Source organism: Actinobacillus delphinicola (genome assembly GCF_900638385.1).
GTDB classification, from domain to species: Bacteria; Pseudomonadota; Gammaproteobacteria; order Enterobacterales; family Pasteurellaceae; genus Actinobacillus_C; species Actinobacillus_C delphinicola.
Genome location: NZ_LR134510.1, coordinates 1,276,174 through 1,298,270, shown reverse-complemented (window position 1 = coordinate 1,298,270; position 22,097 = coordinate 1,276,174). Strand labels below are relative to the sequence as shown.

The 22,097-nt window shown below is 37.8% G+C and carries 21 protein-coding genes and 2 tRNA genes; 2 read left to right on the top strand and 21 right to left on the bottom strand.

The features are described 5' to 3' along the window. Positions 1-41 precede the first annotated feature (41 nt). The 4 genes from EL259_RS06155 to dnaQ form a co-directional block, all read right to left on the bottom strand. A complete protein-coding gene (locus EL259_RS06155; RefSeq protein ID WP_126600888.1) occupies positions 42-1,220 on the bottom strand; it encodes a YadA-like family protein in 1,179 nt (392 codons plus the stop codon). A gap of 694 nt (positions 1,221-1,914) precedes the next feature. Further along, positions 1,915-1,991: transfer RNA gene (locus tag EL259_RS06150), tRNA-Asp, on the bottom strand. 12 nt (positions 1,992-2,003) lie between these two features. Further along, a tRNA-Asp gene (locus EL259_RS06145) sits at positions 2,004-2,080 on the bottom strand. Positions 2,081-2,158: 78 nt separating this feature from the next. Next, a complete protein-coding gene (dnaQ, locus tag EL259_RS06140) occupies positions 2,159-2,941 on the bottom strand; it encodes a DNA polymerase III subunit epsilon (protein WP_126599959.1) in 783 nt (260 codons plus the stop codon). 70 nt (positions 2,942-3,011) lie between these two features. Here dnaQ and rnhA point away from each other — a divergent pair, with 70 nt between their 5' ends. Next, complete coding sequence (gene rnhA, locus EL259_RS06135) at positions 3,012-3,470, top strand: ribonuclease HI (protein WP_232019026.1); 459 nt, start codon at positions 3,012-3,014, stop codon at positions 3,468-3,470. Positions 3,471-3,494: 24 nt separating this feature from the next. Here the strand turns inward: rnhA and yjgA are convergent, their stop codons facing one another. Further along, positions 3,495-4,025, bottom strand: coding sequence for a ribosome biogenesis factor YjgA (gene yjgA, locus EL259_RS06130; protein ID WP_126599956.1), 531 nt, complete (start codon positions 4,023-4,025; stop codon positions 3,495-3,497). Between the two features lie 109 nt (positions 4,026-4,134). Between yjgA and pmbA the strand changes: the two genes are divergently transcribed. After that, a complete protein-coding gene (pmbA, locus tag EL259_RS06125) occupies positions 4,135-5,487 on the top strand; it encodes a metalloprotease PmbA (RefSeq protein ID WP_126600886.1) in 1,353 nt (450 codons plus the stop codon). A 254-nt stretch (positions 5,488-5,741) separates the two neighbouring features. On the opposite strand, the gene EL259_RS06120 is transcribed toward pmbA, so the two are convergent. From EL259_RS06120 to EL259_RS06040, 16 genes are all read right to left on the bottom strand, one after another. Beyond that, the gene (locus EL259_RS06120) at positions 5,742-6,560 is read right to left on the bottom strand and encodes a DNA cytosine methyltransferase (protein WP_126599954.1); all 819 of its coding nucleotides are present in this window, start codon (positions 6,558-6,560) and stop codon (positions 5,742-5,744) included. Positions 6,561-6,571: 11 nt separating this feature from the next. Further along, positions 6,572-7,405 carry a hypothetical protein gene (locus tag EL259_RS06115; protein ID WP_126599952.1) on the bottom strand — a complete coding sequence of 278 codons (834 nt, stop codon included), beginning with the start codon at positions 7,403-7,405 and terminating at the stop codon, positions 6,572-6,574. A 49-nt stretch (positions 7,406-7,454) separates the two neighbouring features. After that, the gene (locus tag EL259_RS08755; protein WP_126599950.1) at positions 7,455-7,571 is read right to left on the bottom strand and encodes a Com family DNA-binding transcriptional regulator; all 117 of its coding nucleotides are present in this window, start codon (positions 7,569-7,571) and stop codon (positions 7,455-7,457) included. Positions 7,572-7,807: 236 nt separating this feature from the next. After that, positions 7,808-10,588, bottom strand: coding sequence for a phage tail protein (locus EL259_RS06105; RefSeq protein WP_126599948.1), 2,781 nt, complete (start codon positions 10,586-10,588; stop codon positions 7,808-7,810). 2 nt (positions 10,589-10,590) lie between these two features. Next, positions 10,591-10,803 (bottom strand): hypothetical protein, encoded by a 213-nt coding sequence (locus EL259_RS06100; RefSeq protein ID WP_126599946.1) that lies wholly within the window; start codon positions 10,801-10,803, stop codon positions 10,591-10,593. Between the two features lie 6 nt (positions 10,804-10,809). Then, a complete protein-coding gene (locus EL259_RS06095) occupies positions 10,810-11,052 on the bottom strand; it encodes a hypothetical protein (protein ID WP_126599944.1) in 243 nt (80 codons plus the stop codon). A 10-nt stretch (positions 11,053-11,062) separates the two neighbouring features. Further along, entirely contained in the window at positions 11,063-11,863 is an 801-nt protein-coding gene (locus EL259_RS06090) for a phage BR0599 family protein (RefSeq protein WP_126599942.1), read from the bottom strand. A 43-nt stretch (positions 11,864-11,906) separates the two neighbouring features. After that, on the bottom strand, positions 11,907-13,592 hold the full coding sequence (locus EL259_RS06085) for a phage tail protein (protein ID WP_126599940.1): 1,686 nt from the start codon (positions 13,590-13,592) through the stop codon (positions 11,907-11,909). Between the two features lies 1 nt (position 13,593). Next, entirely contained in the window at positions 13,594-14,586 is a 993-nt protein-coding gene (locus tag EL259_RS06080) for a hypothetical protein (RefSeq protein ID WP_126599938.1), read from the bottom strand. Positions 14,587-14,604: 18 nt separating this feature from the next. Continuing rightward, complete coding sequence (locus EL259_RS06075) at positions 14,605-15,564, bottom strand: hypothetical protein (protein WP_126599936.1); 960 nt, start codon at positions 15,562-15,564, stop codon at positions 14,605-14,607. Between the two features lie 2 nt (positions 15,565-15,566). Next, entirely contained in the window at positions 15,567-18,830 is a 3,264-nt protein-coding gene (locus EL259_RS06070; RefSeq protein ID WP_126599934.1) for a tape measure protein, read from the bottom strand. Positions 18,831-19,257: 427 nt separating this feature from the next. After that, positions 19,258-19,674, bottom strand: a complete 417-nt coding sequence (locus EL259_RS06060) for a DUF6631 family protein (RefSeq protein ID WP_126599930.1) — start codon at positions 19,672-19,674, stop codon at positions 19,258-19,260. Positions 19,675-19,755: 81 nt separating this feature from the next. Continuing rightward, entirely contained in the window at positions 19,756-20,499 is a 744-nt protein-coding gene (locus tag EL259_RS06055) for a phage tail tube protein (RefSeq protein WP_126599928.1), read from the bottom strand. A 9-nt stretch (positions 20,500-20,508) separates the two neighbouring features. Then, positions 20,509-20,958, bottom strand: a complete 450-nt coding sequence (locus tag EL259_RS06050) for a phage tail terminator protein (protein WP_126599926.1) — start codon at positions 20,956-20,958, stop codon at positions 20,509-20,511. Continuing rightward, positions 20,955-21,344, bottom strand: a complete 390-nt coding sequence (locus EL259_RS06045) for a gp436 family protein (protein WP_126599924.1) — start codon at positions 21,342-21,344, stop codon at positions 20,955-20,957. Before EL259_RS06045 ends, EL259_RS06050 begins: the two co-directional genes overlap by 4 nt. 76 nt (positions 21,345-21,420) lie before the next feature. Beyond that, positions 21,421-22,050 (bottom strand): OmpH family outer membrane protein, encoded by a 630-nt coding sequence (locus EL259_RS06040; protein ID WP_126599922.1) that lies wholly within the window; start codon positions 22,048-22,050, stop codon positions 21,421-21,423. Between the last annotated feature and the right edge of the window lie 47 nt (positions 22,051-22,097).

The following is a 22,097-nucleotide window of genomic DNA, read 5'->3' as shown; positions in this document are numbered from 1 at the left end:
ACTTTATGTTGATGACCTGATAAAGTGAGAATCAAAATAAACTAGAAACCAATATAAACACCTGCATTATAAGCAGCATCATCTTGTTTCTGAGTCGTCATAGATACGCCTACTTTGAAGGCTACATTTCGATTTAAACGGTAACCTGAACCTAGTGCGATTCCAGTATTATTACGATATTGTCCAACAGCACCTGTAACATAAAATTGCCCAATTTCATACGGTTGGAATAAACCCGCTAATGCAGATAACTGTGCCATATGGCGTTCTTCACGCTTATCTAGATGATTGATACGAGATTGGTTTTCAGCAATTGCCGTTTTATTTGCTTCTATCGCTTTGGTATTAGAAGAAATGCGGGCTGAAACATTATTAATACTCGCCGTATTAATCGCAACTTTTGAAATCACACCACTAACATCAGCACGTTCTTTGGCAATTTTTGCAATATTTTGCGCATTGATTGTGGTATCAGCAATAACATGATCGATTTTATTAGTATTGTCTGCCACTTTAGTGACAACACCACTTACTCGAGCATCAGTTTTCCCAATCAACTCTTTATTTTTTGTAATGCCTTCTTTGTTTGTCGCAATTTTCGTTGCGTTATCCTTAATATGGCTTGCATTACTCGTATTATCCGCAATGACATGATCGATTCTATTTGAATCTTTGGCAACTTTTGAAACAAGTCCACTCACTTTAGCATCAATATTACCAATTATACGGTTATTATTATTAATCATCTGTTTATTTGCCTTAATACCTTCAGTATTCGCCTTAATTTTCGCATCTAAATTATTATTAATCACACCTGTAGGAGAATTATCTGTATTTAGATTACGACCTTGGATTGAAGGTTTTGGTATATTCTGATTAGGTCCTCCAGAAGGAGGGAAAAAGCCATTACCACCAGCGGTTTGACCAGAACCAACTGGAGGGAGAGGTACTGGAGTAGCTGAACCACCCGGACCGCCTGTACTGTCACCACCTATATTCCCATTACCAATCGCATACGCCATTGGCATGGTTGCAATGCACAATCCTAACAGCCCTGCGATTTTTAGCATTGCCGAAGAAGTTTTATTACGTTTACTAAAAGTAGTAACATTCCTACCATCAGATTCAGATTGACAATTTCCTGAATTTTTCGCAAGTTCAGAAGCTACAACCAATCTTGATGTTTTTTTATCAAAAATAGTTTTAAAAGTTTTATTCATATATTCTCCAGTTTATTTTCTAGATAATAAATACTATAAATTCTTTAACTTTTTCATAAAATAAAATACAATTTATATATAACTATTTAAAATCTTCTTAATTAATATACGTTCCTTTAAATCAATATTATTGGACTCTTCTCATTAATTGGAATATTTTATATATCTACTAGTTTATTTAATAATCAAAAGATTACCTAATTTTAAAAGCAGATATATTTAAGTAAAGTATGTAATATTCCATATTATCTTGGTAATGCTAATACTTTATTTAATAAATTAGAAGCAACTAAAATTGAGTAGTTATATTTTTTTTAAATTAGTAAAAAAATTAATAGTCATATTTACTATTTAAACTAATTTTAAATTAGTATTAAACGTTATAAATTAACTATTTGATATATATAAAATTAAAGTTTAATAAAAGAAGAAATTTAATCTAAAATAGTTAGATTAAAGAAATATAAATATGTAGATATTAGATGGTGATCCTTATCTAGACCTATTAGAGAAATCAGTAATATCATAGAATAAAATACAAAATAACGAGGTTCTATCACTAAACTTCTCAAAATATCTCAAAGAATTTTAAGCTATATAGGAAGTCATTAAACTTTTAGTATTATTAGTTTAAATAAAGTGAAAAATGTTTTTATGATAAGAATTTAAAAGGGAATAAATGAGAAAAAGAAAGTGGCGGAACGGACGGGATTCGAACCCGCGACCCCCTGCGTGACAGGCAGGTATTCTAACCAGCTGAACTACCGCTCCGTGAGGAAATTTTGGCGGAATGGACGGGATTCGAACCCGCGACCCCCTGCGTGACAGGCAGGTATTCTAACCAGCTGAACTACCACTCCGCAAAAAGTGGGTGCATAATAATGAGATATGAGAAAAACGTCAAGCCTATTTTTTCAAAAATATTATCAAATGCTTAATCAATGTACGTCTTGTACAATTTCTGCCTCATCTAACAACCAAAAACAGTGATTCTGGCTCTTTTTATTCACAAGTTGTAAAAAATCATGGTGATGTTTTTTTTCCTCATTGTTAGCATGAATAACACGTAATCCTGCTTCTTGAGGCAAATGACTACGAATCACTGCCTGATCACCATTTCCCGTTCCAATTACACTTGGATCATCATCTTCAAATAAATTGGTCTGCCCCCCTGTCATTGCCAAATAGACATCGGCAAGGATTTCCGCATCCAGTAAAGCCCCGTGAAGGGTACGTTTACTATTATCAATATTTAAACGTGTACATAATGCATCAAGAGAGTTACGTTTTCCTGGATACATTTGACGTGCAAGCGCAAGCGTATCAAGAACGGTACAAATATCTGCGGTTTGTACACCTAATTTATGTTTCCGAAACTCATAATCCATAAATCCTACGTCGAAGGGAGCATTATGAATAACCAGCTCTGCACCTTTTATAAAATCAATAAATTCTTGCGCAATTTCAGGGAAACTCGGTTTATCCGCTAAGTCCGCATCGCTGATACCATGCACCTTTTGCGCTTCTGGATCAACGGGACGATCAGGTTTAATGTAAAGATGTAATTCACGCCCTGTTCTACGGCGATTAATGACTTCCACTGCCCCAATTTCAATAATACAGTGTCCTTGATAATGTTCACCATACTGTTGCATACCTGTAGTTTCAGTATCCAAAACAATTTGGCGATGTGGCTGAATTTTGGGTTGTTGTTCTGTCATTTTTTTCCTTAAAGTTTTATGCGTTTTCCGCTATTATCGCAAAAAAAGAATGAATAGGAATTTATTTTATATGCAACCAAAGAAAATTCAAATTTTTACCGATGGATCCTGTTTAGGGAATCCTGGTCCAGGTGGGCTTGGTGCAATTCTCCGCTACCAGCAACATGAAAAACAGCTTTCTGAAGGCTATTTTTTAACAACCAATAATCGTATGGAACTCCTCGCCGTAATTAAAGCACTTGAGGCACTTAATCAACATTGCGAAATAGATCTGTATAGCGATAGCCAATACATGAAAAATGGTATTACTACATGGATTCATTCTTGGAAAGCCTCCAACTGGAAAAAAGGTAAAATTAAGAATCAAGACCTTTGGAAACGTTTAGATGCAGTAGTCGCACGCCATTCTATAAATTGGCACTGGGTAAAAGGTCATAGTGGACATGTAGAAAATGAAATTTGCGATGAGCTCGCACGCCGTGGTGCAATGAACCCAACGCAAGAAGATAAGGGATACGTGGCTTCATAACCACGCCCGATTTTTCTGAAAAATTTATGCTTCTAGCATAACTTCTTTCAATAATACAAAAATATCACGATACGCTTTGCCTAATTTTTTCTGCTCAACTTCTTTTTTAGCAGCACGAATAAGCGTACGTAATCGTTGACGATCGAGGGTTGGATAATCTTCTAATAATGCATTTAACCCGACATCGCCTTGTGCAATCAAATCATCACGTTGGCGTTCAATTTTATGTAACATCGCTTGTTGTTGCTGATGTTTATTTTCTACTTTATCCAATGCCTCTTGGATAGGATCAGTATCCATGGTGCGTAAAAGTTTACCGATATATTGCAATTGGCGACGACGTGCTTCACGTTGCAAACGTTGCGCTAATTCTACGGCTTCCAATAAATTATCATCCATTGGAATCTTCGCCAAATTTGCTGGCGTTAGGTTAATTAATTTATCTCCAAGTTGCTTTAAAGCTTCGGCATCACGTTTAATTTCACTTTTACTGACGTAAATGATTTCTTCTTGGTTTTCATCATCCCACCAGTCTTGTTTTCTGCCTTTTGCCATCTTCTCTCCTCGTCTAATCATTAAAAGGGTCGCATTCTAGCACATAATTAGCGACCTTATAGAAAATAAGCTAGAATAGCAAAAATTTTTTAAGGATTTGACTATGACAATGCAACATACAGATTCAACTACTCTACTTAAAAGGCAACAACAAGAATTACTTGATGCCGCCGCTCATGCGTTAGCGCATGCGACAAAAAAAGGTGCAACCGCTGAAGTTGCGGTAACAAAAGTTAATGGACTTTCCGTTTCAACTCGCTTACAAGAAGTGGAAAATATCGAATTTAATAATGACGGCGCACTGGGGATTTCAGTCTATTTAGGGCAACAAAAAGGAAATGCCTCAACGGCTGATTTAAGCAAAGAGGCAGTCGAAAAAGCCGTAGATGCAGCGATTGCGATTGCCCACTATACCTCACCTGATGATTGTGCAGGGCTTGCGGATAAATCGCTTTTAGCTTTTGACGCTCCAGATTTAGATCTTTATCACCCACATGATATTGATATCGACCACGCCATTTCACTTGCCCAAGAAACCGAACGTGCTGCGTTAGATTATGATAAACGTATTGTAAATAGCGATGGTGCAAGTTTTAATTCGCATTCAGGAATTCGTATTTATGGAAACACCGAAGGCATGCTACAAAGCTATCTATCGAGTCGTTATTCCCTTTCTTGCTCGGTAATCGGTCAAGAAAATGAGGCGCTAGAACGTGATTATGAATATAGCATTTCACGTGATTTCCATAAACTTGCTACGCCTGAATGGATTGGTCGCAATAGTGCAGTAAAAACACTTTCTCATCTAAATCCACAAAAAATTGAAACTCAAAACGTACCTGTTATTTTTATGAATGATGTGGCAACGGGAATTATTGGTCATTTTGCCGCAGCAATTAGTGGGGGTAGCCTTTACCGTAAAGCCAGTTTCTTATTGGATAGTTTAGGTAAAGAAGTTTTACCCGACTGGTTCCGCATTGAAGAACGTCCACATCTTCTAGGTGCGCTCGCCTCTACGCCATTTGATAGTGAAGGGGTAAAAACAATGGATCGCACTATTGTAGATAACGGTATTTTGCAAACCTATCTTTTAACCAATTACAGTGCCAAAAAAATGGGGATGCAAACGACAGGACACGCAGGAGGCATTCATAACTGGCTCGTGAAACCAAATATGACAGGTGGTCTTGATGCCCTATTAAAAAAAATGGGAACTGGTTTACTTGTTACCGACTTAATGGGACAAGGTGTAAATCTCGTCACAGGCGATTATTCTCGTGGTGCATCTGGTTTTTGGGTCGAAAACGGAGAAATAAAATTCCCTGTTGCTGAAATTACTATTGCTGGCTATCTACAAAGTATGATGAAAGATATCGTAGCAATCACTGATGATGTAGAACATCGCTCCAATATTCAAACGGGATCGATGCTAATTAATAATATGAAAATTTCAGGTAATTAAAAAATTACAAATGATAATAATTCTTATTGACATGTAAAATATTATTGATTAAAATGACTGCGTTTTTTGAATACCTCCCCCCTTAAGTTATACCGATACATTGGGTACTCTCAAAACAAAGTAGATTTAAGTAAAATCTATAAGCTCGCAAAATTTTTTGCACAAAAAAGCGTTAATATCTGCATATAGTTTTACACTTATTTTATGCAAGAATTAACGCTTTTAAAGTTTAGATATTAGGTAAAAAATTTTTATTACAACATATTCGTTAGAATATAATACGCCGTAGCCATTACAACAGGGTCTTGTCCATTACCAATGGCTTTAATCCGCTCGCACCGTTCGGTAGATTCATTATCCACTCTGCAAAGCAAGGGTTCAGGCACATCTGCTCGTGTGAAATAATCTCTATATTGTTTAATCTGATATTTGCGTTGTGTGCTTCTAAAATCAGTTTGCCCTGCAACATCATTTGATGATTGCTTTGCTCTCGTTTTTGTACTTGTCTTAATGTGCGTAGGCTCCAACCAAAGCTTGCATCGCTCGCTTGTGGTGTCGGTAATGTTGGTAAGTTCACCGTAAATCCACAGTCGTTTTCTTTGATGGACGTTCCCACAGTCGCTACTTCCAAGCAGTAATGGGGGCTTGCAGTCATATCCAAGATTGGCGAGTTTCTGGAAAATTTGAACAATGGCGTTTGAGTTGAGCAACCCTCTGACATTTTCAAAAAAAATCCGCTTTGGTTGTATAATCTTAATCGTTTTGATAATTTCATCGAACAAATAACGGTTGTCACTCGTGCCCTTTTGCTTGCCAGCCAACGAGAATGGTTGGCATGGGAAACCGCCCGTGAGCACGTCGATTTCTCCTGCATATTTGTGGGCGTGGTACTTATTAAAATCTGCGATGTCGCCATAAATTTCTCCTTGTTCAAAAATGCCATCTGCTATTCGCTGTTTTATAACCTGTTGACAAAAATCGTTTTTTTCTACATAGGCAATCGTTTGCCATCCTAAAATTTGCGAGCCATAAACTCCCCCGCCAATACCAGTAAATAAACTTAGTTCTTTCATAACTTCACCCTTTAAAATTTATAAATTAAATTGTCTTCATATACCGTTTGATGATTTAACTGTGCCTTAGCTACAATCTTTTTTATATCCATAAAACTTTCATAGTTATCCAGTTGATTTTCTGTAATAAAATCAATAAAGCGAATGAACTCACTTTTAGTTGAACTAAAGAAAAGGTAAGGTGGTTTTGTAAGATTTATGAGCCTTAAAAAATCAATTAAATCGAAATAAGTTGCCTGTTTATATGATTTTTGATTGGTACATAAGTAAGGCGGGTCAAGTAGTAAAAGGACGTTTTTTTGATTCGCAAATTTTGGTAATAGTGTGTGAAAACTTTCACTCACTACTTCGATACCATCTAAGTAGTCTTCTGCTGTTGGATAATCGTTTTTTCTTATGCCATGCCATAGCGTTTTTTTCTTCAATTCGTCAAGGCTAGATATTTGATTTCCACTGAATAATAGCCACGATGCGATAGTTTGAGTATCAAGATAACCATCAAAAGTATGGATGATATTGAGAATTTTAGCTTTTTTGGACTCGCTTAGACGAGTATTCTTGACATCATCAGCCACTACGGCATAAATCATTGAGCGTAATCGATTAGTGTCCGCAATATGTCCTAATCTTTCAGTATATCCATCAAAATCATTATAAATTACTCGTGCATTTGGTTTGATGTATTTAGAATTATGACTTAGTAAGCCACTTCCCCCGAAAACATCTAAGATAGTCCAGCCTTCGCCATGGTTAGAGATATTTTCATTAAGAATACGATTAAAGTGTGATAAAAACTGACGTTTTTGCCCCGTAAATGGTAAGGGGGCTTGTTTGAATAGTGTCATTGAAAAAACTCCTTATTAAGGCGTTCAATGACACTCTATTGGTGAATTATTAACAACTATGATTAAACGTATTGATTCGTTTACAACGTACACACTTAATCTCTAGATTTTTTACTTCTTTTGCCTGCCCTAATAATTTATTACAGCATTTACATCGAAGTTGCATTATTTTCTGCATAAAGGTTCCCATCGGTAATTGTTTTTTGATACAATTCACCCGCCTTGCAAGGCAGGCGGCGCATGGCTATATGCAGATTATGCCTGCGTAGCTGACATAAACCATGCCTCCACATGGTTTATGTCGCCGTCTTCTCGTTTTTTATTGGCTTACTTCATTGTTTTACTCCTTAATGATATGGTATAATTCCTACGGAAATAGTCTTTTCTTAGAAACAGTCGCATTTATGCCTCATTAACCTTTAATACAATGTCTTTAAAAGCTAAAGCATTATTATGAATGTTCCCCTCAACGATAATTTTAAATCTGACTTCATCTACATTATCACTTAACTCGCTTAGCATTGCCTGATGATGCCATTCATCACGTTTCCAATTTCCGAAGGTAGGCGATAACATTTCACTCATCATCTTTCCTTGATAGTAAAACTGTAACGCTATTTTACAGAGTCCCTTCCGCTTTCCATAAGAGCCTACCTTATAAGAGAGTAATACTTTTTTATAGGCTTTCTTTAATGGGAAACTAAGATAAATATCTTTATTATTGGCTGTATTCAGATCAGAATTTAGCATGATGTACTTACCGCCTGGCATATCGGTATCATCATATTTATTTAAGTATTGATTTCCTACGGTAAAATTTTTCTTAAAATTCCAGTCATAGAGTAATGTCATTGCACCAGATACAGTAAATTCATATTGATATAAGCTTTCTAATCCGTCTTTCCATGCACTCAATGTTATTCGATTAAAGGTTTCATCCTCCCTCTTTTCTGTATCAGGGTAAATAAAATGATCCTCTTTCGTTAAAACAGTTCTTATTAACTTATTATCTTCAAAAAATTTAATCTTATAGAGGCCATCAGGTGCAGTGACGACGCTATCTTCCATATGAGAAATAAGCTTATCTGATTGAATTTCTTTACTTCTATGAGCCCATGATATTGAAAATTTATTCACATCATTAATTTGGCCACCCAATACCCCATCCACTTTAACATTTCCAGGTGGATAAGGCCTCGCTTGGCGTTGGCGTAGGGTTATAGATTGAGGAATAGCCTCTGCCAAAGGATATAATTCCTGAGAAGTTTTAGTAAGTAACTTACACTGTAATTTTTCTCCTGGTGCATATGTTGTTGGATCAATTTGATTTACAAATAAATAGCACCATGCCCGAGCATTAGCCTCATGAGCCTCTGGAATGGTATCTGCACAGCCTCTGCCTACGGTAATCGTTTCATTTTCTAAATCTACAGAATCAATCCTTAAAATCTCATCATTTACCATTAAAGCGATGGCATTCATAAGTTCTGTGCCATCCCCCTTAAATTTAATTTTAGTTTCAAAAGGTTGTATTTTTTCAGGAAAAATGACAGAAGGCACAAACGTCATATCGGCTGCTTTCCTAAAGTTTTCTCCCACCTTCGTCCACATCTGAAATCCAAGTGATAATGGTGTTGGCGCTTCGGCTAATGCGGTGATATAACAATCCGTTGGTTTAATCACTTTTAGCATGGCTTCATTAAAAATAAAGGGCAACACATGATAGGGCAATTCGACCAATTTATTTGTGCTAATAGGCTCTGCACTAAAATTGGGCGGGACGTAAAGCGATTTTGATTTTTTAGTGGAATAATTGGCTTTTGGTAAGCCAAATACGTCCATCATGCAGGTCACAATAAATTCCCCTTCATTTCCACTTTCAATTTGACTTACTCTAAAGACTGCACTTTCAATATTACGATCAGGTAAATTGACCTTAAAGACATCTCCTGGCTTAAAATTACTTGCCCGCATATCAAAAACTATCTTCAATCGCGTTAGACTACTTGATACCATTTCTAAATCACGTTGAGCCACTCTTGCAGCTAAATCAAAAGTTGGTATCCCCTTATAACTAACTGTTTTACTAATAACTCCATGCATTCTTATTGACGCAATATTATTAGCAATTGCTTGGTCTTCTTTATTCGTTACTGGATCTAAAAATTTTAAGATGATTTGGTTAGCCGCATTATCAGTTGCAGAGCTATCATCGTCTTGTATTTTTAAAATACCATTATCATAGTTAAAGGTTGGTAACTTATCTGCATCATAGTCATTTCTAAGTAATCGAATAGCTTGTTTTCCTGTTTCCACATTATCGTATTGAATAGCACCAATATGTTCGACAACTTGTTGCATGAACTCTTTAATACTGCTATGACGGTTATAACGCATGCACAACCCAAAGCCTTCATGATAAAGGGTATCTGCCGCTTTTTTATAAGAATCTAAATCAAGATCACTGAGTTCTTTTTTCCCGCCCCAGCTTTTATTCGTCGCACATTCTACTAAGATATGAGCTGGATTCATGGCGTGAATTTGTCTTACATTTTCTTCTTGTTCCTTAAATAAACCACTAATTCGTAGGTTGTCATTTCTTAAAAGAATACGGCATTTTTCTGGATACCAAGGAGAGTTTTCATGCCACCCTTTTTTATTACGACGAACGCGGTAACTATGTTTTTTAGGATAACCACTATAACAGCTAATAAGTCCACTAAAAACAGTTGTGACTATGCCTCGAAAGCCAGGAATTAAATCATCATCAGTTAATTCTGCTTCAGGAATTTTGGCATCAGAAATAAAGGCTTCTCTTTCTTCACGTGTATAATGGCTAGATTTTCGACTTAACAATGAACGTCCACCAATCTTAGGATTTGGAATTCCTTTTAAAAGATTAACTAACATCCTTGAAGGTTTTTGATCTGGCTCACCCATTAAAATCTCCATGCGACCTTTTATACCACCTTCACCGCCCGTATCCTCACCACCAAACAAATTAGGTTTATCAATAAAAATGGCTTTAGATTGTGTAATTTCACCTGGTTTTCCAACATAAGCCGTTTTATCATCTACTCGTATCTCAACAATTTCATCAACAGGTCCTCTTCCTAAGCCACTTTGAATATCCCAAAAATAACGATAACCTACAACAACAGATTCACCTGACTTGCCACCCATCTTTATTGTTCCTCTTTATTTTCAATGGTTTTTATTTTTACATTAACCACTTTTCTTGCAAAAACACTACCTGTATTTAATAATTCCTCTGCTGAAATTCCTTCTTTTAAAAAGAGTGCATAATCTAGTCCTTCTCTATTAAAAAAAGCCTCTACGCCAGCAGCACAAAAATCTACAGCTCGCATATCTTCCATAGTTATTTTAAGCGTATCCATTGTTTATTAACCTTTTCTAATTGGAGTTGCTCGATAATTACCATAAGATAAGACTTGCCAATCTTCCGTCCAGCAATCACCGAAGAAAACGCATTGGGGCGTACCTTCATCAGATTGAGGAAAATTCCAATCATTTGCACCTATTGCCTCAGGCTGACTGGTACTTGGTTTTGGTGCAAGTGCTCGATTAAGTAAATAACTAATTGCCATAACGGCAACTGCTTTTACAATAGCTAAGATAATTGGCATAATTTCTCCTTTAAAAAATTCGACTCCCGTCATACGGTGATTTACTTGGCATGTGCGGAATACCGCCAAAGTTCAGTACATTATTAAATTTTTCTTTACACGTTTGCACTCGTCCATCACATCCTGGATAAACATTTATACGTAATCCAATAGATAACTTTTGTGTTCCTCCCATCAAACTAATCCGATTTCCCTTATGAGTTGTTACTGCTCTCACTTCTCTTACTCCATCAATATCTACCCATTCGATAAAGCCAGCCATAAACCATTCATCAGGAAGCGCTTTAGGCACATTTACAACTATACTCATGCCATCAATTGCAACAATTTCTAAGTTTTTTATCCCGAATTTTGTAGGATTAACCTTACAATCCACATCATAAAGCGTATAAGGACAATTTTTCCCCCATGTAAGCCGCAATCCTGCGGTATCCATTGTTGATGAAAGCCCAGCTGAAATTAATTTGGTTTGATGAATATCTTCTCGTTTTGCTTCAACAATCGTGCCAATCCATACAACTTGAATTTCTTTTGCGATATAGTCCACACGCATAATCCTAACTTCTACGCGTTGTGATGGCGGCATACCCCGATATAGCATTGCAATAGGATTGTTACTAGGAAGCGTCACGCTAATATTTTCTCCCAGATGCCGTCCTGTATCAGAGATTGTTTCAGCCAACCACTTTTGGCCGTTAATTTCGATATCTATATCGGCATCACAAAAATAATAATTTTTTTCTTTATTCCCTCTTATAAATTGATATAGATTAACGGGCTGGCTGTTAGAAATACTTTCATATGCTTTCATAAAATTTCCTTTAAACTGTTTTTAAAGTCGTTTTAAAACCCATTTAATTGGCATTTTCCAATTCATCACGTAACCCTCTAAAATTAACAGTTACCGTAGCTAAGCCATCACTATCGGTAATATGCTTGAAAGTTACCATATCACTTTCTAATCTTGATAAAGTTAGAAAAGAAATTTTTAAAATATTATCCTTACTAATATTCAAATCTTCTGTATCTAACCCAATCATCTCAGTATTTTCATCTACTACTGTTGCTGATTTAATTCGTTTATATATAACCCCGCCAGTCCATTCAATACGAATGTCTTTACGCCCTACCTGATTAAAGCTCGTTTCAGTAAAACCAATGTTTTTTACATAAAAAATTTTACCCTTAATATCTGATAGAACATCAAAATCACTACTCGAACTTGAAACCCAAATTGGTTTTTGTCTGCCATTTAAATAGTAAAATAATTGCCTTAATTTTTGTTGTTCGTCTCGATTGGTTGCAACAAAATGATGTGTAATTAATTGGAAAGCTTTACTCGCCGTATCAAAATAGGTAGGAAGTCCCGTCCCATTATCTAACGTTTTAATCATTCTCAAATATTGTGCAGAAATATCTTCATGCCAACTGCTTGTTGGCTCTAGCACTGGATGCTGACGATAAATAGGTAAATGACTGACATCCTTACTCCAGGCATTATGCTCATGAATTAGCAGTCTAATTTGCGAGGTCGATACACCATCGGTTAATTTTGTTATAACAGGCATATCTGTTAGTACAGCAGAGCGTAATGGATAAATATCAGCATCGATATCAAAATGATTTAAAATAGGTCGTTTAAGAAATAATATTCCCGACTTAATTTCAGTAATTTCTAGTGTTTCTTTAATTTTTCCATTTGTTATTAAAATTCTGCCAGTTTCTGAAAAATCATAACCTGTCGTATCTAAAAATAACTGCGTATCCCCTGAACTAACGGCATGATGTAAAGACGTTTTATCGTAAAAAATTGGAATACTCCAAATACGTGAGCCAAAAGAATACACAAAATTTTCAAATAGCTGTTTTTCTTTACCTGATAAAGATACCTTGAATTCTAACGTGCGCCGTGGCGAGAGTCTTTTAGAAACTCGCTGCTCCGCACCTGAAATTGATTGATAGACGCTTGTCAAAAACTCTAAATTCTCAACAACATTCTCATCCCAATCTGGAGAAAAGGTCCAGTCTGTCGTTCTCGAACCTAAAATGCTTAAAGTCGCAGAGGTATTTTCAAAAATCCAACTTATTTTTGCATCAATCTCTGCAGGTCCTTGCATATTTACATAAACAGTCCATCTTTTTAGTGAGATTGGGCCAAAGTGATTTATTCCATCATGCCCTTTTAACTCAATCCCTTCAGTATTAAACAATTTAATTTCAGAAAGATTTACTTCATGCTTAAAGGCATTCCAAACTGTCACCTCAAAAACTTGAAGTGAAGAGATATTTCCTAATGAAACAACATGAGGAATAATAATTATGCGATTATATAAATTCTTATAAAAATTAGGTGTCACGCGACCATATATAGTTCGCTTTAAATTAGGCTCAGCTACCGTATTAATGAGATGTGCACGCTTAGCCTTGAAGTTATTGACTAATCTGGCATGACTCCTATAGGTTGTTAATGGTATAGAATTTAAGCTTACTGTGCCGACATTAAAAGAAGATGTTTTATAGCCTTTAATGATATTTGACATCTTATACCCCTACTGTCTCATCATCAATAATTCTATATGCGACGCCTTGAATACCAGTGTTATCTGGGTTCGATGTTTTACGAGTAGAGTTATATTCGTTGTAACCTGCACTGGGAATGATTTTCCAACGCTCCCCATTAATTTCTAAAATTTTTTTAGGGGGAATACCTTGCATCGTACACTCATAGCGATCAGGTAAGATACCTAATCTAATCAGCGTATTATCTAATTTGTGCCCAATAATGCTATTTGGTGCAGGGATTAATGTATTCCCAAATTGTGATTGGGAATAGCGAACTAAATAGTTATCTGGATGATAGGTGCGATAATCTTCTGGCATTGCTGAACGGCCCAATGCATAACACGCACTGCCTACACATTTTGCGTAATCATAAACTGTGGAATAACAATTAGCACTATATAAATACCAAGGGGATTTTTGTGCAGCAGAGAATTTATCTGCCCGTACTACTGCAGTTGCAGTCAAATCATCATTGGCACTAAATCCATAATTATTTAAACGGCTGTTAGATTTTGCTTCATCTTGGTCATATAGGTAGGTACCAAATGCATATTGTCCCCCCATAAATTCTGCTTCTTTAAGTAACATGCCAATACCAAAATGTCTAAACTGTTCTGGTTTTATTTCCACTACTACATGTAAATAATCTGCTGTACCAAAGAAATCATAACCAATAAAATTGCCAAGGTTTAAATCAGTTGTACGGGTATAAATCTGTTTATAACAATTACCTTCAAGACAAGGTGAACCAAGCTGCTCGATTGCACTTTTGTCATTATTTAATTGAGTACAAGGTATGGTATAAAACACATTACTTAAAAATTCGAGGGCAAAACAGTGTCCATCTTTATTCCGCAAATATAATTTTGTTTCGGTATGATGCACAATTTCCCACTGTAGAATTTTGGCAAATTCAGCCAGTTTTTCCAAAAGTTGATGAATATTTTGTGCATTTCCAGTTTGATAAGCCATTATAAGTCCTTATGCCATTTATTTTTCAAAAACAAAGTAACTCGTCGTGCTAGTACGAAAACCATCATTGAAAACGAGTCCATTCGTTTCATTATCAATATTAACGACATCTCCTGTTGCTCGCTGTATTCCAGGTATCCAATACACGCCATCGAAACATCCCCACCGATTTGTTCCCACTTTCTGACCTCGAGAAATAAATTCAACAGGGATTAAAGGTGTCGACCCTAGGCCGACCATACGTTGCATTATCCAACGCTGCGTGGAGTCGTCCTCAATACTTCTTATTGGATAAAGAGCAGGATCCTTGTATTCACCTCCCATACCATAAAAACCTGACCATACTTGCGTTGGGAGAAGTAAATAACAACTCTTATTTCGAGCATAAACGATGGATGAGTTCAATCTGTCCTCCCTCGAATAACGGTTTAAATGGTTATCACTGTCGTGTGTCGGTCCCGTACCAGCAATACAGAGAGGGTAAGGATATTCAGTAGGTGGAACAGTCGGTAAAATAAAACCGCAATACGCAGTAGACGTGGTTTTACCAATACGACTGACCACTTTAAAATGACGGCCATTTGCAAAAAAATGGTACTCAAAATCACGTGCATTTCCATAAACACAAACACTAGGAGAGACATTCACCATGGCATTCTTAAAGTCCTCAATGTTAATTTGGTTAACTAACTCTAAATTAAAAAATGTCCCACCAAAAAATGTAATATTGTAAACGTCATCAGCAATAAGATTTTGTGTTTCGGCCCCTACATAAATATCTTGACCAATACCCGTGCCAGTTGCTTTCCACACAACCTGATAACGATCAACTTTATGGGTCGTAGCAGGGATAATACGTTCAAAAATTTTTGTCCAATTTTGTCCATTTTTTACTAGACTCTCATTTGTCGTTAAAAATTTATCTAATTTCTTAAGAAAATCCCGTTCGGTTTTTGCAATTCCAGTTTCATATGCCATAGTTAACCTAACTCCTGTTTAATTGTCTTTTTATTCGCTCTAATTACTGTTAATACAGCCCTTTCTCCAGCCACTGTATTGATACCACTAGTAAAAAGCTCAGCACTATCAACCGCTAACGTTTGTTGAATATTGACAGGTGAAACTGCTACTCTTTGTTGACTCATTCCTTCTTTAAGCTCGTGTGTTAAAGTAGGCTCTTTAGGTTTCGGAAAATTAGGTGAAGAAACTAAACCACCTTTGTTAAATTTCCTTAATTTCCCTCTATTCAAAGCATGCAAAAAATCAACGCCATAACGTGAAACTGAGGCTGCTCTAATAACAAACTCACCATTTGATAATCGTGCTGGAATGCTGTCACTCGTCCCAGTACCTGGCCCTGAAATATAGCCTCCTGTTGCTGCTGTTACCGCTGCACCCGCCCCACTGCTAAATGCACTTCCTACAGCACTTACCGCTTGCATAGCTAACTGTTGAGCTGCTATCTGAGCCATTGCATTTACTACCGTCAATGCTAAATTCTTAATAGCATCTTTTAACGTCATCGTGCCATTTGCTAATCCCATTAATGAAGATTGAATACCTTGAGTAAGGCCTTGTTGGAATGTTTTAGTTAACTCATCGCCGACACTTTTTAACTCAGTGAGTTTTGCTTGCATACGCGTTAAAATCACACGAGCTTGCTCACCTTGTGCGCCTGGTAATTGGGCTAATTTTTCTAATAATGGCAATTGTTTTTGAATCTCTGCTACAGTTTCTGTATATACGCCTTTTAAACGTTGCTGAGCTTCAATTTGCGATATTGTTCCTGCCTGTAATTGTGCATTAATTGACGCTTCATCTGCTGCCTGCGTATTAAAACGTTGATTAAGTTGTGCTTGAATGCCGTCTAACTGTGCTTTGGCTTGCTCAAGCGGTAGCAATTTCTTAATTAACGCCACGCCAGCAGTATTGCCTGTTTGTTGAAATTCCACTAATAACTGGTTAAAACGACTTTCTACATCGAGTAAATTCGCTTTTACTTGTTGACCTGTGGCTTTTAAATAGCGTAACTGCAATGCGTGATACTCATCTTTGCGATGACTGTATTTAGGACGTTTAGCAATAATCGCTGCATACTGTTTGGCCAACTGTAAATCTTTACCTGTCAAGCCTTTTTCTTTGGCGTCAAATACTATTCGTTGACGCTCATTTAGCCCTTGGCGTGCCGCTTGTGTTTTAAGAGAGGCTAAATATTTCTTACCTTCTGCCTGTTTTTTTGCTGCAGCAAGTTTGTCAGTTAGGACAAGGCTTTTATCCAATTTCTGTAAAAATGGATCGAGTTGTGCGGTAGAAAGCCCTGCCTGTTTACCCAGATTGGCAAATTCAGTCCGCATTGCTTGTAGACGTTCTTTTGCTGTCGTGGTGGCCTCTTTTAAGTCCTTAGCCAGTTTAGTATTGGTTTGATTAAGCTGAGTATTCATTTCCCGTAATTGGTTTTCTGCTTTTTTAATTACAGGCGTTAAAAGTGCAATCGCCTCATCACTTTTTGCATCACTGATATTTGCGAGTTTCTCTGCTAATTCACCGCCTGCCTGCTTGGCTTGGTTGAACGCCGCAACCAGCTGGCTATCGGTTACATCGCTTAGGGTTTGTGTAGCTTGCTTTAATTTTTGATAACGTTCCGTTAAAGCCGTAATTTTTTCATCAATTTTGGCAAGACGATCCGTAAATCCGAAGGTTAAGCCTCCATTTTCCAATGCACTATCATAGAGATGTTGTTGCATTCGTTTTTGAGCTTGCAAGTCGTTTAATTGTTTTTCCACCTCCTGCAAACTATGCGTATTCGTCGCCAACTGTCCACGGTTTTCCACAAAACTTAACTGGGAAAGCTGTTTCCGTACTTTAATCAGTGCATTGGTTTTTTCAATATTTTGGTCAAGGCTTTGTAGCGTGTTTTGGTATTGGGCTGCTAATGCACGTTCTTTTTCCTGTAAAGCTTGATAAAGTACAACTAAGCCTGAAATCGCCGTTAATGCCAGTCCAAAACCACCGCCGAAAAAGCCCATTACCATCCCACCAAGACCAGTCCCTTTCCGAACAGATTGCTGTAGTAGATTTAAGCGTTGTTGGGCTTGTGCAAGGCGTAAGGTTGCAGCAGTACGCTGGTCGGTGGCTTTGGCTGCGACTAAAGCAGATTGTGCAGCTTTAACATCAATCGCCGCCTGGGCCACTGTCACGCCTTTTACACGTAACATCATTGCACTTAAACGACTCAACCCCTGTTGAGTTTGGCGTAAATTCACCACATAACGGATAAGAGCTACACCCGCCAAAGTTAATGCTCCTGTTGCAAGTGTGTTTAAGTTTTCGGCTAAAAATGAAATACCACGGCTTACTGTACCACTAGCAGAAAAAGTGTTATCCGTTTGTCCTACAAATGTTAACCATGCATTGGAAAGCTCATTAACCGCACGCCCAATGGTTTTTGGCATTTTCTGATATTGACTGTCAATATCTTGCGCCCCCTCACGGACCGCTGCCATAACCACCTCGGTGGTTAATTTACCTTGCTCAGCAAGTTTTCGGAGTTCCGCACGAGTTTTACCTAAGGATTTCTGCATTAAATCCAACAAAATCGGGGCTTGCTCAGAAACACTGTTAAATTCTTCACCACGTAACGCCCCCGCACTCAACCCTTGCGATAATTGGATCAACGCCGCCTGTGCTTCTTGTGTACTAGCCCCTGAAATGGTCAAGGCTTGTTGCACAGTTTTGGTGAAGTTTAATAAATCGCTACGGTTAGCATTTTGCCCAAGACTTCTAAATACTCGCGTATAAAGTTCTGCTGTGGCTTCAAAACTTTTCCCCGTTTCATTAGAAATTGCCATAAGTGATTGGAAGGTACTTTTAGCCTCAGCATTTGAGCGGCTAACTAAAGCAATACGGGATTGATAATTATTAAAGCTATCAGCCGTTTTGGCGATATCTGAAAGCCCTGTACCAAAAAATTTTATCCCTTGCCAACCCGCATAAATTCTCTGTAGGTTTAATAGTTGCTTACTAATTGATTCAATACCTGAACGAACTTCGCCCGCTTTATTACCTGTTTCAATAAAACGGTTAGATAATTTCGCAAAGGCGTGTTCTGTAGCCTGTGTTTGACGACCTAGGCGGTTATTTTCTTTATTTACCTGTTGCAGTCTGTTTTTAATCGCTTTAAAATCCGACAACACGCCGTCAAGTTTTGTTTTAATGACGAAGGCTAAATTTAATTGATTACTCATAAAGCATTCCTATAACACGGGGCTAGAATTTTTTAAAATTCTTGATTGTAAAATGAACACTACTCAACAACAGATCCTTAGTTATATCCTTGTTCTCACGCCACCCTTTCTACTAATGCTGTTGCTTTACGGTATGCAATGGTCGTTAGGTGTGTTCATTTTCTGTGTTTTTGCGTTTTATATTGGGCTAGCGTTTGTTTGTTTTATCTACTGGATTGTACGTTACTACTTGGATTTGTTTAATTCGTAAGCCCATCCACATAACCCTGAATTTCCTTGCCACCATTAACGCCGTAGCACACGTCTACTGTTCTTGCCGCCCGTTGGCGATTTTCACGTTTTAACGATTTTTCATAAAACAATACCAATTGACGTGCAGTGTAATGAGGCAAATCGCTAAAAGCATGGCCACTAGCCACAAGTTGGGTTATGATGTCGCCCCAGCTGGTCGTTGCTTGGCTAGCGTTTCCAGTAATGGCATTACTGCTTTGCGGGTAAAAAAATCACTGTTCACCGCCCACCACGCTAACAAGAGGTTGTCTGCAGCCTCGCCCTGAATACCTTTCACATAATCCACTGACTTGTGAATGGATAACGCCACCAGTTCCAGCACATTGTCGTAATGTGTACTTAAACAGGCCATCAACGTATCAAGGTTAAATTCCGCCTGCTCGCGGCTAAGGCTTTCGCGCAAGGCATTAATGAAAGGCTGGAATTTTGCGTGATACTTCAACTGTTCACCTAAGGTATATTCTTTCACTTCCACCGTTTCGCCGTTGATTTCTACGCTTTGCGTAGGGAATAAAATGGCGAGTTCGTCATTGTTGTCATCAAGTTTGTTCATTAGATTTCTCTTTTTTAAATGCAAGGTAAAAGGGATTTAATGCCGTTTTAAAACCGATGTAAAACGGCATTGTGAGCGTGGCTATTTTTTAATTTTTACCATTCGTCCAAAGCGTCCAAGGGCATCACTTGCCACTTTTGTGGTATCTGCTAGGATTTTGGCTTTACCTGTCAATGCATCCAAATTGTTATCATTATTGATAAGACTTAGGGCATCCGTTGGGTTGAAATTCACTTTGTAAATTTCTACTAAATTCCATTCGTTCTTTTCTGCTAAGTTCACACCTTCAAAACGTAGGAATAAATCCACAGGCTGGTCATTTAACAGTGCAACGCTAGACACCGCACCGTAATGGTAGCTAGCTTTTTTGGTAAAGCTTGTCTGTGGTTTTAAAAAGGTAATGGTGCCGAAGGTGCTATCTACTACAAAATCCGTGTTTTCCGTCAAGGTCGGAATTTTCACATTAGAAATGTTTTGGTGTTGTAACGAAATCACATCATTAGCAGCGATGGTTTCAGGTAAAGCAATTTCGGTTGCCTCGCCTGCCTCGGTTAACTGGGTTTTACCGAGTAACATTAGCGATAGGTTTTCCGTACTCATTTCGTGAAATTTACAAGTTAATTCGCCACTTTTGCTGGTAATAATTTTACGTACTTCGAGTCGGTTACCACTGTACGATTCCTTGTGGGTGAAGTCTTCCACAGTTAAAGCGATAGAAAGCTCCGACACATCGCCTACCCAGCGAAACGGTCCAGGTTGACCATTCGGTAAACGGTTTGCAACGAGTACACGTCCTTGTCCGTAGGAATAAGTTTCTTGGCGCATAAAATTCTCCTATTGGTTACGCATAATGAAATCAAAATGAAAAATAAAACTGTAATATGCCCATCCGTCCACGTAATCCACAGGCACGCCACGAGAAGAACGGTACAACGGTTTAGCGTCAGGGGTGAGTTTTACCCCCATTAACGCTTTCAGAGTTTTGTCAATTAACTCACCTGCTCGTTGGTCGCTATCCGTGTATAGGTTGTTTTTCTCCATTAAGTTGACCGCAATTACTACAAGCCACTCTTGAGAAATACTTTGCACATGGCACGCCTGTCCTCGAGCATTAACATCACTGGAAAGGTTATCGCCACGATATAACACATAAGCAACAGGTGTTCGTTGAGCATGGCGTGAAATCTGGCCCAAATTTCCACCTTTTAGTACATCTTTAAACTCTGGTACCTGCTCCCGTAAACGTTGTGCAATAAGTTCACCTGCCATTAAATAATTCGTCATCGATGAAATACCTTACTGCCAACATCCACAAAAACTACCGCCTCACCTGACGGCTTATCGCCTGTTTCTTCGTTTGTAAGTGCAAGCGTGCCATTAGCAATGCCTTGCAGTTGTTTTAAGCGTTGCTGGTAGCGGATATAAACCGTGCTTTCTGTATCAAGCGAGTTGTATAAATAGTATCGAGCCATATCGCAGGCAATACGATTTAGAACAGCAAAGCCTTTGGAAAGTGGTAGCTTATAACGGCTTGCCAAATATAAATCCATTTCCGCACTGGCATCGGCAATCGCTTTCTCAATGGCATTGTCATCATCAGCAGCGATGTGGTTGATTTCCATTTCACCAAAAGTACGGATTAAATCTGTCTTATTGCAATACAAATACATAGGGGTCTTTGCTTTTTTAAGCTGAAGTTAAGCTGGAATATTCATTAAAATTTTAATAAATACTCCAGCATAAGGATTAATCAAGTTGGTCGACGGTAAACCAACCCTTTTCGGCGTTCCATAAACGGTTCGTCGCTGAATCATAGTAGGTGTCAGATCCTAAAAGTTTATAACTTCCGTCTGCCTCATAAAGGTAGTTGTCAGAAATATACGTTGCCTCATGAGCCTCCTCTGCATATGGTAAACTTTCAGTTTCTCCATTGGCATAAGTTCTTAAATAGCCAGTCGGATTTGACGATTCTCCAAGATAAGAATATCGACACGGGCCTTGCTTACCTTTTAGTTGGCGTGGGTCGCTGTTTGGTCCTGATGTTTCTAATGTTTCTGTAGTATTTGGTGAAGTTTCAGGTTCAACTTCTGCTACTTCACGCTCTGAAGTTGCTTGGTTTAACTCGGTTAGTTTGGATTTAACACGTTCAAGAGCTTGTTCGATGACATTAATTTCTTTTTGAGCGATTTGGATTAGTTGGTTTAATTCTGGAATATTCATTTCAGTGTTTTCCTGTAATTTTTTCAATTCGTTACTCTTCTTAGTTAAACGGATTTTAAGGCGTGTTTGAGCTTTTTTAAGACTCTCAACGTTTTTAAAATCCACTGGATTTAAAAGGTCGTCCACAGTTACCGCATTAGGTTTAAGTGTTTCCACGTTATCACTACGCTCAACTGGCGGCGAATCACCGCCAGTGGTTTTTG